19 protein-coding genes are annotated in these 18,739 nt (G+C 48.7%); 17 read left to right on the top strand and 2 right to left on the bottom strand.

Annotated features, from left to right (window positions below):
* The first annotated feature begins 11 nt into the window (after window positions 1-11).
* The 5 genes from KAI36_RS09805 to coaD all read left to right on the top strand — a co-directional run bounded on the left by KAI36_RS09805 (window position 12) and on the right by coaD (window position 2,751).
* Complete coding sequence (locus tag KAI36_RS09805) at window positions 12-644, top strand: hypothetical protein (protein WP_023988153.1); 633 nt, start codon at window positions 12-14, stop codon at window positions 642-644.
* The gene (locus KAI36_RS09810) at window positions 637-1,152 is read left to right on the top strand and encodes an accessory gene regulator ArgB-like protein (RefSeq protein WP_220027626.1); all 516 of its coding nucleotides are present in this window, start codon (window positions 637-639) and stop codon (window positions 1,150-1,152) included. The genes KAI36_RS09805 and KAI36_RS09810 overlap by 8 nt, the downstream gene beginning before the upstream one ends.
* A gap of 5 nt (window positions 1,153-1,157) precedes the next feature.
* Window positions 1,158-1,280 carry a cyclic lactone autoinducer peptide gene (locus KAI36_RS09815; RefSeq protein WP_023988155.1) on the top strand — a complete coding sequence of 41 codons (123 nt, stop codon included), beginning with the start codon at window positions 1,158-1,160 and terminating at the stop codon, window positions 1,278-1,280.
* 315 nt (window positions 1,281-1,595) lie between these two features.
* Complete coding sequence (gene rsmD, locus KAI36_RS09820) at window positions 1,596-2,237, top strand: 16S rRNA (guanine(966)-N(2))-methyltransferase RsmD (RefSeq protein ID WP_220027627.1); 642 nt, start codon at window positions 1,596-1,598, stop codon at window positions 2,235-2,237.
* Window positions 2,230-2,751 (top strand): pantetheine-phosphate adenylyltransferase, encoded by a 522-nt coding sequence (gene coaD / locus KAI36_RS09825; RefSeq protein WP_013309846.1) that lies wholly within the window; start codon window positions 2,230-2,232, stop codon window positions 2,749-2,751. The genes rsmD and coaD overlap by 8 nt, the downstream gene beginning before the upstream one ends.
* Here the strand turns inward: coaD and KAI36_RS09830 are convergent.
* Entirely contained in the window at window positions 2,714-3,997 is a 1,284-nt protein-coding gene (locus tag KAI36_RS09830) for a nucleoside recognition protein (protein WP_220027628.1), read from the bottom strand. The genes coaD and KAI36_RS09830 overlap by 38 nt on opposite strands.
* A 199-nt stretch (window positions 3,998-4,196) precedes the next feature.
* Here KAI36_RS09830 and KAI36_RS09835 point away from each other — a divergent pair, with 199 nt between their 5' ends.
* A complete protein-coding gene (locus KAI36_RS09835) occupies window positions 4,197-5,228 on the top strand; it encodes a YlbL family protein (RefSeq protein WP_220027629.1) in 1,032 nt (343 codons plus the stop codon).
* Here KAI36_RS09835 and KAI36_RS09840 read toward each other — a convergent pair.
* Window positions 5,218-6,453 carry a nucleotidyltransferase gene (locus tag KAI36_RS09840; RefSeq protein WP_220027630.1) on the bottom strand — a complete coding sequence of 412 codons (1,236 nt, stop codon included), beginning with the start codon at window positions 6,451-6,453 and terminating at the stop codon, window positions 5,218-5,220. The genes KAI36_RS09835 and KAI36_RS09840 overlap by 11 nt on opposite strands.
* A 356-nt stretch (window positions 6,454-6,809) precedes the next feature.
* On the opposite strand from KAI36_RS09840, the gene KAI36_RS09845 reads away from it, so the two are divergent.
* The 11 genes from KAI36_RS09845 to smc all read left to right on the top strand — a co-directional run bounded on the left by KAI36_RS09845 (window position 6,810) and on the right by smc (window position 18,712).
* Window positions 6,810-7,328, top strand: a complete 519-nt coding sequence (locus tag KAI36_RS09845) for a YceD family protein (RefSeq protein WP_220027631.1) — start codon at window positions 6,810-6,812, stop codon at window positions 7,326-7,328.
* Between the two features lie 186 nt (window positions 7,329-7,514).
* Window positions 7,515-7,688, top strand: a complete 174-nt coding sequence (gene rpmF, locus KAI36_RS09850; RefSeq protein ID WP_007429979.1) for a 50S ribosomal protein L32 — start codon at window positions 7,515-7,517, stop codon at window positions 7,686-7,688.
* Window positions 7,689-7,970: 282 nt separating this feature from the next.
* Entirely contained in the window at window positions 7,971-8,567 is a 597-nt protein-coding gene (gene fapR / locus KAI36_RS09855; RefSeq protein ID WP_007429980.1) for a transcription factor FapR, read from the top strand.
* Window positions 8,551-9,543, top strand: a complete 993-nt coding sequence (plsX, locus tag KAI36_RS09860; protein WP_220027632.1) for a phosphate acyltransferase PlsX — start codon at window positions 8,551-8,553, stop codon at window positions 9,541-9,543. The genes fapR and plsX overlap by 17 nt, the downstream gene beginning before the upstream one ends.
* 8 nt (window positions 9,544-9,551) lie before the next feature.
* Window positions 9,552-10,541: a beta-ketoacyl-ACP synthase III gene (locus KAI36_RS09865; RefSeq protein ID WP_023988162.1), complete on the top strand. Its 990-nt coding sequence runs from the start codon at window positions 9,552-9,554 to the stop codon at window positions 10,539-10,541.
* 81 nt (window positions 10,542-10,622) lie between these two features.
* A complete protein-coding gene (gene fabD, locus KAI36_RS09870) occupies window positions 10,623-11,567 on the top strand; it encodes an ACP S-malonyltransferase (protein WP_220027633.1) in 945 nt (314 codons plus the stop codon).
* Between the two features lie 50 nt (window positions 11,568-11,617).
* The gene (fabG, locus tag KAI36_RS09875; RefSeq protein WP_025721716.1) at window positions 11,618-12,367 is read left to right on the top strand and encodes a 3-oxoacyl-[acyl-carrier-protein] reductase; all 750 of its coding nucleotides are present in this window, start codon (window positions 11,618-11,620) and stop codon (window positions 12,365-12,367) included.
* A 107-nt stretch (window positions 12,368-12,474) separates the two neighbouring features.
* The gene (locus tag KAI36_RS09880) at window positions 12,475-12,708 is read left to right on the top strand and encodes an acyl carrier protein (RefSeq protein ID WP_007429985.1); all 234 of its coding nucleotides are present in this window, start codon (window positions 12,475-12,477) and stop codon (window positions 12,706-12,708) included.
* 228 nt (window positions 12,709-12,936) lie between these two features.
* Window positions 12,937-14,175: a beta-ketoacyl-ACP synthase II gene (gene fabF / locus KAI36_RS09885; RefSeq protein ID WP_023988165.1), complete on the top strand. Its 1,239-nt coding sequence runs from the start codon at window positions 12,937-12,939 to the stop codon at window positions 14,173-14,175.
* A 12-nt stretch (window positions 14,176-14,187) separates the two neighbouring features.
* Window positions 14,188-14,886 (top strand): ribonuclease III, encoded by a 699-nt coding sequence (gene rnc / locus KAI36_RS09890; protein ID WP_013309856.1) that lies wholly within the window; start codon window positions 14,188-14,190, stop codon window positions 14,884-14,886.
* Window positions 14,887-15,142: 256 nt separating this feature from the next.
* Window positions 15,143-18,712, top strand: coding sequence for a chromosome segregation protein SMC (gene smc, locus KAI36_RS09895; protein ID WP_220027634.1), 3,570 nt, complete (start codon window positions 15,143-15,145; stop codon window positions 18,710-18,712).
* The last annotated feature ends 27 nt before the right edge of the window (window positions 18,713-18,739 follow it).

Genomic DNA, 18,739 nt, shown 5'->3' on the forward strand with positions numbered 1-18,739 from the left:
GAGATGCATGCATGCTTTTGAAGCCAATCGGCTTTTTGCTTTTCTCCACGCTTGAGGGAGTAGCTGTTTTTGCGCTGATTTTGAGTATTTTTAAAGTTAAAATGACCCCTTATCTATGGCAGGCCATTTTTGTTAACCTGATTATGAATTTGCAAAGTTATATGCTCCGAGAGGAGTTCTCCTTTTCGTATTTGGTGCCTGTCGTAAATATGCTGCTTTTTATTTTTTTACTCGCTACGGTCGTGAAGATTCCGATTGTGTGGTCCGGTATTATGACGGTTACAGGTTATTTTGCATATGCCGTTGTTCAGTCGGTATTCCTAAAAGTCATGTTCGGCAACCTTCCGGTTTCTGAGTTGCAGGATGGGTCCTTGAAGGGCTATCTGCTACAAGTGGTAAGCGCGGCAGTAGGACTGCTTATTTCATTGATGTTGTATCGAAAAGGGATCGGCTTTTCCCCTAATTTCAAGAAGCTAAAGTTCAAAGAGGAATATGGCATTGTCATCACGCTGATTATCCTGTCGCTCATTTCAACTTCTATTGTGCTCTACTATAACGAGGTATGGTTAAATATGATATTTTTTGCACTGGTTTCGGGATTTTTCATCTATTATGCAATCGGAAAGGAATACCGGGATGATTGAAGCGATGGCTTTCAAACTTGCTAACCAGATCAAACGTACCGTGCCTGATCATCCTGCCTCTGTCGCGGTCCTTAAATACGCACTTGCTCTCATTCTGAATGCGTCCATGATCATCGTGTTAACACTATTCGCCTCAATCTTCACGGGGCGGATGGTAGAGGCTGTAACGATTCTCGTCGCTTTCGCCCTACTGCGCCAAATATCAGGAGGCATTCATTTGAAAACGGGCATGGCATGTGTGTTGGTGACCTCAGCAGCTTTTACTTACATATCCTGCATTGCCTTAAATAGTTGGTGGACAAACCTGTTTACCGGAATAGCTCTCATTCTCATTTTATGTTTTGCCCCGTCCAGAATTGAAAAGCAGTCGCGCATACCAGTACGGTTTTATCCCCTCTTGCGACTGTTATCCTCTTTGCTTGTATGTACTAATTTTGTAATCGGTTCCTCTGTAGTGGCTGTTGCTTTTTTGGTCCAAAGCCTAACATTGATCCGGGGAAGGAGGTGAGTGGAATGATGAGGAAAATGGTATATGGATTAGCTACATCGTTGTCTATGTTTGCAACATTTGCTGTATCAGTGGCGAGTTACGTGTATGTTTATCAAGGGGATACACCCGAGGAACTGCTGAAATAAACAAAATGCCGAAATAGAAAAATGATACATAGAGCTGCTATTAAGCAGCTTCTTTTTATGCAAAAAAAATCAGGCGCTCCATTAAAGAGCGCCCGAATGGGAGAGGAGAAACCGGACGAAGAGCTTATGGGGAAACGTAAGTCTTCTCCGCGGTTGTCTACGACATTGGTTGAATGCCGATATCCTAAGGATGCCCAGGGAATGGTTTTTTATACCTGCCTCATCCTAAGTTTTTCAAACGGCGGTGCATGTGGTACGATAGCGTCATAATCTTATATGGTTATGAACACATATAGAAAATAGGTGAGTTTCAGCGTGAGAGTGGTATCGGGTAGTGCCAAAGGAAGGCCGTTAAAGGCAGTTCCCGGCACAGGGACGCGGCCGACCACGGATAAGGTCAAGGAAGCGCTATTTAGCATGATAGGTCCTTATTTTGATGGGGGAGTCGTACTTGATCTGTTTGCTGGCAGTGGTGGCCTGGGTATAGAGGCGCTTAGCCGGGGAATGGACAAGGCTGTTTTTATTGATATGGAATCCAAAAGCATTGATGTCATTAAAGAAAATTTGCGAAAAACTGGATTGGAAGGGCAGGCTGAAGTGTTCCGCAATGATGCCGGACGAGCGCTCAAGGTGCTGGCAAAACGTGGAGCTCTTTTTGATGCTGTTTTTCTGGACCCACCCTATCGTCTCAAACACGGAGATGAATTAATGAGCCGTATGGCTGAGTTGAACTTGCTTCGTTCAGATGCAATCATCGTGCTGGAGTATGAATCAGGACATGAATATCCGGAAAGCTTTGGGCCGTTCGAACAGGTCAGAAAAGCAGTCTATGGTGAAACGGCGTTATCTATTTATCATTTTGCAGCCGATGCTTTGTCGGATGTCGTAGAACATACAGAAGCCGGAGGGGTCAAATTCGGCATCAGCGAATCAGACGGGGAGGATCATCATGATTGAGCACAAACCACGTATTGCCGTATATCCGGGAACCTTTGATCCCGTGACGATGGGGCACCAAGATATTATTCAAAGAGCAGCCAGACAGTTTGATCTATTGATTGTCGCGGTTCTTAACAATATTAGTAAAAATCCGCTGTTTTCACTTGAGGAACGAATGGAGTTACTGCGAACGGTAACTCGCGATATCCCCAACGTTGAAGTGGACAGCTTCCGTGATCTGACAGCTAATTATGTACGTCAAAAAGGGGCCCAGGTTATTGTCAGAGGAATCCGGTCGGTGACTGATTTTGAATATGAGCTGCAATTAGCCTCTACAAATCATAAGCTGAACCCGGATGCGGAAACAATCTTTATGATGACTAATCCGGCTTATTCATATCTGAGTTCCAGTATGGTGAAGGAAATTGCGCATTTTGATGGCAAGGTTGTAGATCTGGTGGCACCGGAGGTGGAAGACGCACTGCGTGCGAAGGTCAACGCGAATCGCGGCGGCTCCACCATGAAGTCATAAAGGAAAAGGCCAGCAGGGTAACTATAATTGTACCTAGCAGTGCAATGGACAGTACGGTTAGTTGCCAGGGGTACATAGATGTTCCTTCAATTTGTGTTAATAAGCCGCTGGCTCCGGCCATGACAGGATGCGTGGCGGATTCATTTACGCTTTCCGCAAAAGAAGACACAGAACTGCGACTGACGTAAGCGGGAGTTGTATTGCTGAAGATGCGGCTAAGCGGGACCCATGTCGCCAAGGTAAGTCCAAAAGCAATGATCCCATGGAGCACTCGTGACAGGGTGAAGGTGATACCCTTGTCGGAAGGCCTGGTGACGGCGGTAATTTGAAGCCAGCCGCACAGGCCGCCCCAGCCCAACACAGCACTGATCAGGGCTGCTTGTGTACGGAGATCGTAGGGAAGACGGCTGATTTCATAGGAACCCAGATGGATTTCCATCCAGGCAGGCCATATGAAAGAAAGCGATCCTTGGCCTGTATATATGGACAGCAGTCGAATCAGTACGGAAAAGAAAATAATGAATCCACCTGTCACCATCAGCGTCTGTACAGCATGGGATACGGTTTCGCCCAACAGTTTTCCGAAACTGCGGCCGTCCCGTTCTCTGGCAGAGCGGGTAGCTTCCCATGCGGATCGGATCAGGGAGGGAGAAGTACGGGAAACTGAGGTGCGCCGGAGGGCAGCTGGCGTTTCCCGTTTTTGCAATTCTTTGGACGGTACAGGTAGTCTGGCTGTGATCCAGCCTGCCAGCAGCCCGGAAATCCAGTGAATGGCAAGTAACATCACGCCTGCGGCAGCATTGTGCAGTAGCCCTGTCCCGATGACGAGCAGGATGGTAATCGGATTACAGAAATGAGCGATAGCGGTTAGACGTCGAAGCTGAAACGCGGTCATATCCTCCTGCTGTGCCCATTGGCGCACTGCTTCCGCAGCAGCCGGGAATCCTGCGGTCAGGCCGAGGGCCAACACCCAGCCGCTTCGCCCGGGTAGACGGAACCAGAATCGCATAAACGGCTCCAGCAGGACACCTAGTCCATGTACTAGACCAAAGGCGATGAGCATTTCGGACAGCATCAAAAAAGGCAGCATGGCCGGGAAAATAATACTCCACCATAGCTTAAGGCCTTGAGTAGAGGCTTGAAATACTTTTTCTGGTGAGGCGACAACAGCCAGTACAAGTAAAATGGCTCCAAGGCCAAGCAGTACGGTTGTCCAATAAGGAGCGGAATGGGCTTCCTTTTGCATCAAAGAATTCACCTCTCATAAATATACTAAGGAGAGTCGGATGCTGTCTCCAGCGTTTATTCACGTTCGTTGTCTTGGGATAGGTTGTTCGTATACGTTGTCGTAAACAATGTATGCTTTTTCGGAAGGCTTGAGAACATGTGGTGCAGAGGCACTTGGGTAGGATAGGAGAAGTTAGGCTGCAAGGGGGGAGAAGCAAATGAAACGAATAAACCGGAAAAAAGTTTTTTTTACAACCGGTTATGTCTTAATGCTGGCTGCAATGGTCTATGTGCTGGTCTATATGCCAACCCCTTATCTGATCTATGGACCAGGTGGGGCAAACGAGATCAAACCGATGGTTAGAGTCCAGGAGGGGGACAGCATCGAACGGGGGACCTTTATGATGACGACGGTATCGGCGCGTTATGCCAATGTTATCATGTTGGGAATGTCCAAGCTGGACCGCAATTCGGAGATTCAACGCAAAGAGGATCGTCTGCATGGAAGAAGTGAAGACGAATATGCGGCAGAACAGGTATGGTATATGGGGGATTCCCAATCTTCCGCAATGGAGGCTGCCTACACCCGTGCCCATGTCCCCTATCGGATTGTGCCAGATTATGTATATGTATTTAAGATCCCGGGATCGAACAGCGTTTTCGAGCCTGGAGATGAAATATTGGAGCTGAACGGCGTGAGGGTGACCGATAATCGGTCCATTCGGAAGGCTTTGGAGGACGAAAAACCGGGAACAATGGCTAAAGTGAAGCTAAAGCGCGATGGAAAGTTGCTGACCGTGCAAGCTCCCTTAACGACCATCACGGACAGTGAGACAGGCAAGCAACGTTCCGGATTTGGCGTCAGTATTGCCACGGTACAGAAGGTAGAGCCGAAGGATGGACGTAAAACGATTCATTTTACATCTACGGATGTTGGCGGTCCTTCGGCAGGTTTGATGTTTACCATGGAAATCTATAATCAACTGACACCAGGTGATCTGAGTAAGGGATATCGTGTAGCAGGTACGGGTACTATTGATAAGGACGGTCAGGTTGGAGCAATTGGTGGTGCAAAGTATAAAATAGTTGCTGCTGACCGTCAGGGTGCGGATTTGTTTTTCGTCCCTGCGGATAATTATAAAGAGGCGAAGGCCAAAGCTGAGCAAATTGGAACCCGGATGAAGCTTGTTCCGGTTCGCAAGCTTGGCGATGCGCTGAATTATATGGAAAAGCTGCCCATCAAACCATAATGGGCGGTCGCAAGTAATCAGCATACATGTCGCGGATGGCGGGACGTGGCATCCCGGCTGCGTGTATGGCGGCTGCGGCTGTATCCCAGTCCAGCTGAGGATGTGATCCGGCAGACAGCTTGACCCATACCGGAAGGGTGGCTGTCTGCTTCATACGTGCCAGCAGCTCGCGTCCAGCCCTGTTAAAGCCGAGCACGCGGATATAGCCCGGACCTTTCGCCAGCTCAGCCGGAGTCATATCGGCTTTGGCATGATTCAGCAAAATATGTGTACACATCCGCTGAAGCTTCGTACGAGTATAGCGCCTTGTCTTGATTGCGACGAGCAGGGCCTCCACAGAAGGCTGGGGCAGCGTGTACAGCGATTGCCGCAGACGATGCTCCAGCCCTTCGGTGACCTCGTGCAGCTCCGCCAGCTGCTGCGGGCTACGTGTGATCAGGGCGTTCAGCAGCGGCTGGCTGAACGCTTCCCAATGCAGCGGCGCGCGTTCGGCTTGCCACTCGCGCCGCAAAATCTCCAGTGTCGCCGCAGGTATGTACGGCGACGCAGCCACCGGCCCGCCGTCCAGCAGCAGACGGCGGATGGCCGTGGCGCTGGCGATGACTCCGTCCGCAGGGGCCACGGCTTCATGGTAGCCTGATCCCGTGCGGGCTACCGTGAAGGGCTTGATTGTGCTGCCCAGCCGTTCCAGCGCAATCAAGTAATGCAGCCCCAACGTATTGTTGGGCTGCTGCATGAGGGCGGCGAGCGCAGCGCCGTCCTCTCCTTCGGCCGCCAGCGCGGCTGCGGCTCCCGCGTAGGCAGCGGGATAGCTCGTGCCGCTGCTTAGGCGCTGCGCGATGCCGGCCTTGAGCTCGGCCGGCTCTGCCGCCAGCACGCGGGCCAGCGCGCGCAGCGGGGCGATGTCTCCGCTCTCGCTACCGAAGCAGAGTGCGTCGACGATGCCCGTCGCATGGAGCAGGGCGACCGCTCCGCGGGCAAACCATTCTGCAGGCTGGACGGCATAGGCCACAGGCAGCTCCAGAACTAGGTCCACACCCATGGCGAGTGCCATTTCGGTGCGGGACCATTTGTCTGTAATCGCGGGTTCGCCCCGCTGAAGGAAAGGGCCACTCATCACAGCCACTGTGCGCTGTGCACCAGTGATGCGAAGAGATTCCTCCCAGTGATGGACATGTCCGTTATGCAGGGGGTTGTACTCTACAATCATACCGAGTGTTTTCAAGACCGTATGTCGGCTCCTTTCTTAAAGTAGCTTATTGGGTAACTATTTTGATAATAATGGTTAAGTACCCGTGAATGATTGTTTTCAGGGCAGCTATACTGATTTTTCATCGTCGGCATGAACAAGACCATTGAGACCTGGACGAAAAAGCTTTATACTCGCATTATTGTACACGAAGAGTGGCGGGGGTACGAATACTCATCGGTACATGTTTAGCACAATACATTTTTGCTTCTGCATAAAACTTGTCGAACCATTGGAAAACCGGTGGATTTGTGAGTGGTGTAAAGTGAAAGGTGTTGACAAACGACTCGATCAGTCGGTATAATAATTTTTGTTTGTTTGGAGTGATAGTGATGCAACTATTTTTTCGCAAAGTAGCAACAAGTGACGGTCCTTTTCCTATCCGTGAATCTCTTAATGTGAGTGAATTGGTGGATGATCGCGCTGATGTTACGGCCGTTTCCCCGCTGGAGACCGACATGGTCGCCGTTAGTCTGGGTCAAGGCTTGATGAGCGTGGAAGGCACGTTGACCGCAGGTCTGGACATGCTGTGCTCACGCTGTTTAAGCCCGATGCACGAGGATTTAAAGATTGAATTCCGTGAACGGTTCAAGCAAACCTCTTCGAGTGTTGAAGAGGAGGATGAAGATGGCGATTTTATCGCAGTGACGGAGGACTCCTTCGACATTGCACCGTATTGTGAAGAACTGTTTGTACTGCATGTGCCGTTTGCGCCTTTGTGCAGTGAGGATTGTCAGGGAATCGCACCAAAGACCGGACAAAACTGGAGTATTGGCTCCGATGACAGTAACGATGGCGATACGGAAAAGATTGATCCGCGTCTGGCAGGGCTTAAGGATTTTTTTAAATGAGAATTGAGTTCAATTCTGAAAAATCATCATCCGCTTGTGCCGGAGAGTTACTGAACCGATGCGTGGATGTTGCAGGCTTGATTCACCGGCTGTAAGATAATTGCTTATGGCATTTTCTTCCAGTCTTGAATGAGATAAGAAGTCATACCCGTTATGCGGGTTGATCTGGTTAAGGAGGTGGGAATAATGGCAGTACCTCAACGGAGAACATCCAAAACTCGTCGCGACAAACGTCGTACTCACTTTAAACTGGCAGTACCAGGTATGGTGAAATGCTCCGAATGCGGCGAATTGAAACTTGCTCACCATGTGTGCAAAGTTTGCGGAACGTACAAAGCTAGAGAGATCATCTCTCAATAATGTCCGATAAGCGGATTCTTTGGAATCTTCGCAGGAAGAGTAGCGCTTCACTTCAGTGAGGCGCTACTTTTTTTTGTCTGCATGCTTCCTTTTTACGTCAGCATGCTATATACTGTTTTAGTACCAGGTTCTAAGAAAGAAGGGCCGAAGAGGTTCCTTTATACATACAAGAAGACAAATCGGCTTGAAGTTTCGCCGTTAGAAAGTGAAGTAAAGTAACCCGAACTGTCGTCTGAACGACAGTTTATTGTAGGGAAAGGAGGCATCACTGACATCGAACGTTTGCCGAAGAGACAGAGACAGCAGCGGCTGACTCAATTAATTGATGATAATCCGTTCGTAACGGATCAGGAATTGACAAGACAGCTGAAGGTAAGTATTCAGACTATTCGGCTGGACCGGATGGAACTGGGAATCCCAGAATTGCGGGAACGGCTAAAGCTGATGGCTGAGCGCTCCTACGACCAGGTTCGTTCCTTGCCTTTGCATGAAGTGATCGGGGATATCGTTGATCTACAGTTGGATCGAAGCGGTATTTCGATTTTTGAGATTAAAGAGGAACATATTTTTTCGCGTACTGGCATTGCGCGGGGGCATTATGTATTTGCCCAGGCCAATTCATTGGCCGTTGCCGTGATTAATGATGAGATAGCATTGACTGCGTCAGCGGATATACGCTTTGTCCGCCCGGTTCATTTAGGTGAGAAGTGCATTGCCAAGGCATATGTACGCTCAAATCCAGAACAAAAAGGCAAGGCTAAAGTGGAAGTCTTTGCCTACGTAGGAGAAGAAATGGTGTTCCAAGGCAACTTTGTCATTTATCGCTCCACGGAGGAAGAGTATAGCGAAGGAGGAAGTCAGCATGCGGATCGCCATTGATGCCATGGGGGGAGATAATGCTCCTGAGGCGATAGTAGAGGGCGCGCTATCTGCGGCGGCGGAATGGAAGGATACGGACATTACGCTGGTTGGTGACCGGGAACGAATTGAATCGGTTCTGAACGGTAGGGCGTTGCCGACGAACCTCAGCATTCGCCATGCATCCGAAACGATAGATGCGCAGGACGAGCCTGTAAAGGCAGTGCGCCGTAAAAAGGATGCCTCGATGGTCGTAGCTGGTCGAATGGTCAGAGAAGGCGAAGCGGATGCCATGATATCCGCAGGTAATACAGGCGCGCTAATGACCACAGGGTTGCTGGTGGTTGGAAGAATGGAGGGCATTGAACGTCCGGCTCTCGCGCCGATGATACCAACGATAGATGATCAGGGTATTCTGGCGCTAGACCTGGGAGCCAATATGGATGCCAAGCCTGAGCATCTTGCCCAGTATGCACTGATGGGGAGCTTGTATCGTCAGAAAGTTCACGGTGTGACTTCTCCAAGGGTGGGTCTGCTGAATGTGGGGACCGAAGCTGGGAAGGGCAATGAACTGACGAAGTTGGCATATCCACTTATTGAGCAGTTACCTGTCAATTTTGTGGGTAATGTTGAATCGAGAGATGTGTTAACCGGGAATTGCGATGTACTGGTGTGCGATGGATTTGCTGGAAATATCATGCTAAAATCGCTAGAGGGTACAGCCGGGGCCATATTTTCTCTCTTAAAAGAGCAATTCACCAAATCCTTGAAGACCAAGCTTGCGGCAGCCTTGATTATGCCTGAGCTTCGCATTCTGAAAGGTAAATTGGATTATAAAGAGCATGGCGGGGCTCCTTTGCTGGGTTTGAGTGGACTCGTCCTGAAAAGTCACGGTTCGTCTGACGGCGTTGCCGTCAAAAATGCGGTAAGGCAGGCTCGTACGGCCTTGCAAAACCGGTTGGTGGAAAGTATATCCAAGGAAATCAGCAGGAAGTGAGTGACGATATGAATAAATTACGGCCGGTTGGTGTTATCGGAACAGGGAAATACGTACCTGAGAAAATTCTGACCAATAAAGATTTGGAAGCAATCGTAGAAACGAGCGATGAATGGATTGTCAGCCGTACAGGGATTCAGGAGCGCCATATTGCGGCTCCAGAGCAGGCTACATCTGATTTAGCTTATGAAGCAGCGATTAAGGCGTTAGAGTCCGCGGGTATGACGGCACAGGATCTGGATTTAATTATTGTAGCTACGGTTACACCGGATATGGCGTTTCCGTCAACTGCCTGCATTCTTCAGGACAAATTGGGAGCCAAAGGCGCAGCAGCTTTCGATTTGTCTGCGGCATGCTCGGGTTTTGTATACGGACTTGCTACGGCAACGAGCTTCATTAAGACAGGTATCTATAATAATGCATTAATCATTGGGGCAGACTGTCTTTCTCGGATTACAGATTATACCGACCGCAATACCTGTGTTCTATTCGGAGATGGTGCAGGAGCTGTAGTGATTGGCGAAGTGCCTGAAGGTAGAGGATTCCAATCCTTTGATCTCGGGGCTGAAGGTGCCGGAGGCAGCTTACTCAAGTTGGAAGCAGGAGGCTCGCGTTTGCCTGCGAGTGCAGACACACTGGAAAATAAACAGCACTATATTTACATGAACGGACGCGAAGTGTTCAAGTTCGCGGTTCGTGTTATGGGAACGGCAACGGTCGATGTGTTGGAAAAAGCAGGGCTGTCCAAAGATGATATTGATCTGTTCGTTCCGCATCAAGCCAATGTTCGCATCATCCAATCGGCGATGCAACGTCTGGATTTACCAGAGGAAAAGGTAGTTGTTAATGTTCATAAATATGCGAATACATCGGCAGCATCAATCCCTCTCGCTCTTGTGGAAGCAGCTGAGGAAGGCCGCATGAAGGAAGGCGACCGTGTATTAATGGTGGGCTTTGGCGGTGGCTTGACCTGGGGAGCGTCGGTTCTTGTCTGGTAATAAGATGGAAGTTTTGATATAATATTGAATTTGTGTAGTGTTTTACAGGACAAGCATTGGATACAGAGAGGTGCATACACGATGGGCAAAACGGCATTTATATTTCCCGGTCAGGGTTCACAAGCTGTAGGTATGGCTAAAGATGCTTATGAAGCAGTTCCAGCTGCAACAGAAGTATTTCGCCAAGCGGACGAACGGTTAGGGTTCGCACTAAGCACACTGATTTTTGAAGGGCCGGACACAGCTTTGAAGCAAACATCCAATACGCAGCCTGCACTGTTAACAGCGAGCATTGCGTTGTATGAAGCGTTCAAGGAAAAAATGGGCATTCATCCCGATTATGTGGCTGGACACAGTCTAGGAGAATACAGCGCGCTAGTCGCTTCCGGTGTCCTCGCATTTGAGGATGCGGTTGAAATCGTTCGTACACGTGGCGAGTTCATGGAGCAGGCCATTCCTGATGGGCAAGGCGGGATGGCTGCTGTGTTGGGAGCTGATCGTGAAGCATTGTCAGCATTGTGCCGTGATATTACGGAGTCTGGTCAACTGGTCGAACTAGCCAACATCAATTGTCCCGGACAAATTGTTGTATCTGGTACGAAGGAGGGCGTAGCTGCTGTCGCTGAACGTGTGAAGGAAGCAGGAGGCAAGCGTGCTATTACTCTGGAGGTTAGCGGTCCTTTCCACTCGTCATTGATGAAGGAAGCAGCGACCAAGCTCTCCGGCAAGTTGGGGGCTGTAACTTTCTCCAGAGCTCAGGTTCCGGTTGTTGCCAATGTAACAGCTAAACCTGTACGTGAGGGGAGCGAAATTCGCCAACTGTTGGTGGATCAGGTCTATTCTCCGGTACTGTGGGAAGACAGTGTAACATGGCTACTAGAACAAGGTGTTGACACCTTTGTTGAGTTTGGACCGGGAAGTGTATTGACTGGACTGGTTAAAAAAATCGACAAAACGGTTAAGCTGTATAATATAAGCAGCCTGGAGTCGTTTGCTTCTGTAACGGAAGCCTTGGAGGCCCGTTAAAAGTATAATCATTGCCTTAACGGGTTATATACTTGCAAGGGGGGACTATGATGTCTAAGCCATTGAGTGGAAAAACGGCGCTCGTTACGGGAGCGTCGCGCGGAATTGGCCGTAGTATTGCGCTGGCGCTGGCTGAAGCAGGTGCTAATGTGGCGGTAAACTATGCTGGTAGTGAAGCGGCTGCGACTGAGGTAGCAGAGCAGATTCGTGCCAAAGGTGTAGAGGCTATTACAGTTCAGGCTAATGTCGGTCGCGCTGACGAAGCAGATCAGTTGATCAAGGATGTGATTGGCGCTTGGGGCAAGATTGACATCCTGGTGAATAATGCTGGCATTACAAGAGATAATTTAATCATGCGCATGAAGGAAGAGGAATTCGATCAGGTGATCGAAACGAATCTGAAGGGTGTGTTTAATTGTCTTAAGGCGGCAACACGTCCAATGATGAAGCAACGTTCTGGCCGAATTATCAATATCTCCTCCGTGGTTGGTGTACTTGGCAACGCAGGCCAAGCCAACTATGTTGCTGCTAAAGCAGGGGTAATTGGTCTTACCAAATCCTCTGCTCGAGAGCTTGCTTCGAGAGGTATTACAGTGAACTGTGTGGCTCCTGGATTCATCGATACTGAGATGACGCAGGTGCTGGCTGATGATTTGCGTGACAATATGCTGAGCGGTATTCCGCTGGCCCGTCTTGGACGGCCTGAGGAAATTGCTGACGTGGTGCTGTTCTTGGCCTCGGATGCTTCCTCATATATGACGGGCCAGACTTTGCATGTGGATGGCGGCATGTATATGTAGTAGCATGTTGCAATCCGCATGCCCCGATGAAGAGTTGTCAATGAAAACTCTCTTCTATGGCATTTTAATTGTAATTTTCGTATAATACCTAAGAGGAGGTGAGCCGGATGTCCGATGTATTGGAGCGCGTAAAACGCATTGTCGTTGACCGTTTGGGAGCCGACGAAGCCGAAGTTACACTTGAAGCATCTTTTAAAGATGATTTAGGCGCTGATTCTCTCGATGTAGTTGAATTGGTAATGGAATTGGAAGATGAGTTTGATATGGAAATCTCTGATGAAGATGCAGAGAAAATTACAACTGTAGGTGAAGTTGTGAAGTACATACAATCTCATACCTAATTCATGTCATCAAAAGTCCCGTTCTGTTACAGGCGGGACTTTCTCCTAATTATACAGATTGAACTAAAGACGGAATTGCCGCGTGTTTTTGAGTCTGGCTCAGCTTCACTTAGTCAAAGGCTGAGGAGTATGCGGCATTACTAACTTTAGTTGATTCTATATTATTTTTACGCACAAGAGAGTGCGGTCTTAAAATACAATATGCAGTAGACATAGAGGTGATTATCTTTGAAACAACGTGTTGTCATAACAGGAATGGGTGTAATCACTTCGCTGGGACAGGATTTGAACACACTATGGGATAATCTGATGGCTGGAAAATCCGGCGTCAGTGAAATCGAAGCTTTTGATACAAGTGAGTACACTACGAAAATAGCCGCTTCCATTAAAGATTTTAATCCAGAGGATTATATTGAACGTAAGGATGCGCGTAAAATGGACCGCTTTGTGCAGTTTGCGGTTGCTGCTAGTAAATTGGCGCTTGAGGACAGCGGACTTGTAATCGGAGAAAATGCGGATGCTGAGCGTGTTGGTGTATCTGTCGGTTCCGGTATTGGCGGATTGGGAACTTGGGAGGATCAGCACAACGCACTGATTGAAAAAGGACCTAAACGCGTAAGCCCTTTCTTCATCCCGATGATGATTGCTAATATGGGTTCCGGTCAAGTGTCGATTTCACTCGGTGCTAAAGGCCCCAATACATCACCAGTTACGGCTTGTGCCACGGGCAGTCATGCTATTGGTGATTCCTTCCGCATGATTCAGCGCGGTGACGCAGACGCCATGATTTGCGGAGGAGCTGAGGCGACTATTCGTCCGATTGGTATGGCTGGATTTTGTTCCATGCGAGCAATGTCCACGCGTAACGACGAGCCTGAAAAGGCAAGCCGTCCTTTTGATACCGAAAGAGACGGGTTTGTTATGGGCGAAGGCTCTGGTGTTCTTATTCTGGAATCGTTGGATCATGCTTTGAAGCGTGGTGCGCGTATTTACGGTGAAGTGATTGGCTACGGTCTTTCTGGCGATGCCCATCATATGACGGAGCCTGATCCAGAGGGAGCGGCACGCTGCATTAGAATGGCGATCCGTGATGCTGGATTAAATCCTGAAGAGATTGATTATATCAATGCACATGGTACATCTACGCCAGTCGGTGATAAATCCGAAACGGAAGCAGTCAAGAAAACGCTGGGAGAGCATGCTTATAAGGTAGCGATCAGCTCAACTAAGTCGATGACAGGGCATTTATTGGGTGCAGCGGGCGGCGTTGAAGCCGTGATCTGTGGTCTCGCCCTTCAGCATCAGACGATTCCGCCAACGATTAATTTGGATAATCAAGACCCGGCATGCGATCTTGATTATGTACCTAATAAGCCGAGAAAAGCGGAACTGAATGTGGTTATGTCCAATTCCTTTGGTTTTGGCGGTCACAATGCTACGGTTATTCTAAAAAAATATGAAGCATAAGGGGTCAGTTCGTTGAGTGGAGACTTGAAGCAATTACAGCAGAAACTTCATATTCAATTCAACAATCGGCAGCTTCTGAAGCAGGCCTTTACGCACGCTTCCTACGTAAACGAACATCGGTTCAGTCAGCATGCAGACAATGAGCGTCTTGAATTTTTAGGTGACGCTGTTCTGGAACTGACGGTGTCCGAGCAATTGTACAATCAGTACCCTAACCGACCCGAAGGCGAACTCACCAAGCTGCGTGCAGCTATTGTCTGTGAGCCTTCTCTGGTGAAGTTTGCTGTCGGGCTTGAGTTTGGGCAATATGTACTGCTTGGAAAAGGTGAAGAGTTGACAGGTGGACGTACTCGTCCGGCTCTGTTGGCTGATGTATTCGAAGCGTTCGTAGGTGCGCTTTATTTGGATCAGGGTCTGGAGGCCGTCCGGTCGTTTCTGGAACGTTATATTTTTCCTCAAATTGTATTAAACGGTAAGCTTCAGATGAGTGATTTCAAAACAGAGCTTCAGGAACTGACGCAGCATCATAACATGGGGATGCTTGAATACAAGATTGTAGAGGAGCGCGGACCAGCCCATGAGCGCGAGTTTGTAGCTGAGGTATATATGGACAGCGAACGGCTAGGGGCAGGTACGGGACGCTCCAAAAAAGAAGCTGAGCAGCAAGCGGCGGCAGTAGCTTTAAACCGTTTGAAGCTGGCAGAATCGTAATCGGTACCTGAGCAGCCCGGACGGGTTACGCAAGCAGGGGACACAAAGTAAGAGCAAAGGGCAGTCCGCGGGGAGTCCCGGCCCGTAATGGCGAATGGACTGCGTTTTGCTCTTTTTTCGTGGCTTTGCTGGTGTAATGTGAGTGTCGGTACTGTGCTTTATACAAGCTAGTTTATGCTACAATAGGGATAATTCATATCAATCAGGTATACGGTGTTGTACAAGCATATTTGAAATGTTAGAGGTGAGATTGAGCATGTTTTTAAAGCGCATTGAGCTGGCGGGCTTCAAATCATTTGCAGATAAAACGGAAATGGAATTTGTCCGCGGCATTACGGCAGTCGTCGGACCCAACGGAAGTGGAAAAAGTAATATTTCCGACGGGATTCGTTGGGTGCTTGGCGAACAGAGTGCCAAATCACTGCGTGGCGGCAAAATGGAGGACATTATTTTTGCGGGTAGTGATGCTCGTAAGGCTGTTAATTACGGTGAAGTATCGCTTACGTTGGATAATGAAGATCAGGCGTTGCCTCTGGATTTTGGTGAAGTCACGGTAACACGACGTGTACATCGAAGTGGAGATAGTGAATATTTCATTAATCGGCAATCATGCAGACTCCGAGATATTACAGAGCTGTTTATGGATACAGGGATTGGTAAAGAAGCTTATTCAATTATTGGGCAGGGACGCATTGAAGAAATTCTGAGTACCCGATCTGAGGATCGTCGAGGTATTTTTGAGGAAGCTTCGGGTATCGTAAAATATAAATCGCGTAAAAAAGATGCGGTTCGCAAGCTGGATGAAACGGAGCAAAATTTACTGCGAATTCACGATTTGGTTAGTGAACTGGAGGATCAGATTGGACCGCTTAAGGAGCAGTCTGAAAAGGCGATTCATTTTAAAGAGCTGCGCGGTGAATTGAAATCCAAAGAAATTTCAATGTACGTCCATCAAATTGAACAAATTCATACTTCGTGGAGCGATGCGACTTCCAAACTAGCTTTGCTGCAGCAAGAGCAACTTCAGTTGTCTACGGTGGTGTCCCGCCACGATGCGATGCTGGAAAGCGACCGCAACGAATTACGCCAGCTGGAAGAGCAAGTAGAGCGGTTGCAAAGGGATCTGCTGCAATACAGTGAAGCGACGGAGAAAAGTGAAGGCTACGGCGAATTGCTCAAAGAGCGCACACGCAATCTGGAGGCTAATCGGGAACAATTGATCTTATCACTTAGCACAAGCGAATCACGGCATTCCGAGCGCAGGAGTGAACTGGATCAACTGAACGAAAAGCTGTCTGCACTGAATGTAGAGCTTGACGAGTTGCGTGGGCGGCTGTCTGACGAAGAGGCCAAACTGATTGGTGTTACAGGCGGAATCAGCCAGGAGCAGGAAGAAAGCCTAAAGGGTGGTCTGCTGGAGCTGATGAATCAGATGGCACAGGCGCGTAACGAAATTCGTTATACAGACCAACAGAAGGAAGCATTGGAACGGCGTGTGACTCGCGTAAGTGACGAATCCGGCAAATGGGAAGCCCAGAAAGTACAACTTGAACAGCGCAAAAAGGGATTGGAAGCTGCTGTTCAGAAGCTGGGGCAGGAAATCAGTAGTTTGCGTAGTGGCTATATTCAGGGAAGTGAAAAGTACCAAGCCCTGCAAAAACTACTGGAAGAAAACCAGGGTACGGTTCGTAAATGGGAACAAAAACGAGAGGCTCTAATTTCACGGCGAGATACGATGAAGGAAATGCAGGATGATTTTGACGGCTTCATGCTTGGAGTTAAAGAGGTATTGAAGGCTGCACGAAAAGAAACCTTGCACGGTGTACATGGAGCGGTAGCGGAGCTGATTCGGGTGCCTGAGCATTTAGAGCAGGCGATGGAGACCGCTTTGGGTGCTTCAGTTCAGCATATCGTGATGGAAAATGAATCCGTATCCAGACAGGCGATCAGTTTTCTAAAGCAACGTCAACTGGGCAGAGCGACATTTTTGCCTATGGATGTTATCCGCCCGCGTCAAATCGGCGCAGGGGAACGCCAAATTGCAGAAGGCGCTGAAGGCTTTGTCGGGATCGGTGCAGATCTTGTTCAGTATGATGATCGATATGCCGGAATTGTAGGCAGTCTCTTGGGGAATGTGGTCATTGCCCGTACGTTGGAAGATGCAAACCGTATTGCGGCCCGTTGCCAATATAGATACCGCGTGGTCACTTTGGAAGGCGATGTTGTCAATGCAGGGGGTTCCATGACTGGGGGAAGCCAGTTCAAGAAAAATGCTAATCTGCTTGGACGTAAACGTCAGCTGGATCAGTTGGATCAAGACATTGTAGATACGGAGCAGCAAATTGCAAGGTTGCGCCAGAGTGCAATAGATACTAAACGCCAGCTGGAGGAGACACAGACCCGTCTGGACGAGTTGCGTCAGGGCGGCGATGTGAAGCGCGGTGAAGAGCAGCAGATGGCAATGGAGCTCAAGCAACTGGAGCATGAACTTCGTCATGTTCTGGAGCAGGTCGCAGCGTCTGGTCAGGAGAAAAAGGGCTTTGATCAGGAAATCAAGGAGCTGGAAACTTCCCGTGAAGAAGCGTTGATAAAGTTGGCTGCGCTGGAGGAAGAAGAGAAGAAAACGCATCAGGCCATTCACGCTGCGGAATTTGCCCGTAAAGCCAACGAATCTGCCAAAGAGCAGCTGCAGGGAGAGCTCACGAATCTTAAGGTAAGAGAAGGAAAGCTGGACCAGGAGCGCTTTTCATTGGAAGAGCAGCTGCGCAGATTGCGTGGGGATTATGATACTCTTGGTAAGGATTCGAGACAAAACAAGACCTTGCTTGCTTCCATCGAAGCAGATTTGCTGACCAATGAGCAGGAGACCGTGAAACAGATTGAAAATCTCAATCAATACCGTTTGAAAAAGGAAGAAGCCGCACAGCAACTGGAATTCAAGCGGGCTGCACGCAGCAGCTTGTCCAAAAAGCTGGAAGTGGCTGAGAACGACACGAAAGAACAGCGAATTCAGCTCAAGTCAGTGGAGGAGTTGCTTCGTCAAACGGAAATTGGAGTAAATCGACTTGATGTGGAACTGGAAAATGTTCTGAAAAAATTAAGTGATGATTATGAACTCAGCTATGAGTTAGCCAAGCAGCGTTACCCTATACCGGAAGATATTGAAGGTACGCAGAGTGAAGTAGAAAGGCTCAAACGGGGTATTTCCGCGTTAGGTGAGGTGAATCTAGGCGCCATTGAGGAATACCAGCGTGTGCATGAGCGTTATACGTTTCTTGATGAGCAAAAGTCTGATTTGGTGGAGGCCAAGACAACACTTTATCAGGTTATACGTGAAATGGATGAAGAAATGTCCAAACGCTTTAAGACTACGTTCGATGCTATTCGGCGCGAATTTGGAACGGTATTCTCCAAGCTGTTCGGAGGCGGACGTACTGATCTCGTGCTGCTTGACCCGGAACGCTTATTGGAGACGGGAATTGACATCGTAGCTCAGCCACCGGGCAAAAAACTGCAAAACTTGCAGCTACTGTCGGGCGGTGAGCGTGCGTTAACAGCGATGGCGTTACTATTTGCCATTTTACACGTTAAACCTGTTCCATTCTGTGTACTCGATGAAGTAGAGGCTGCATTGGACGAAGCAAACGTGGTGCGTTTTGCCCAGTATTTACGAGAATTCTCGGAGCAGACACAGTTCATTGTAGTCACACACCGCAAGGGCACAATGGAAGAATCTGATGTGCTGTACGGGGTTACGATGGAGGAAGGCGGGGTTTCCAAACTCGTATCTGTCAAGCTGGATAATGATGAAGCTGAGATTGCCTGACATTAAATAACATACTTTCAGACCAAC

The organism is Paenibacillus sp. S02, from assembly GCF_019454065.1.
Lineage (GTDB): Bacteria > Bacillota > Bacilli > Paenibacillales > Paenibacillaceae > Paenibacillus > Paenibacillus polymyxa_B.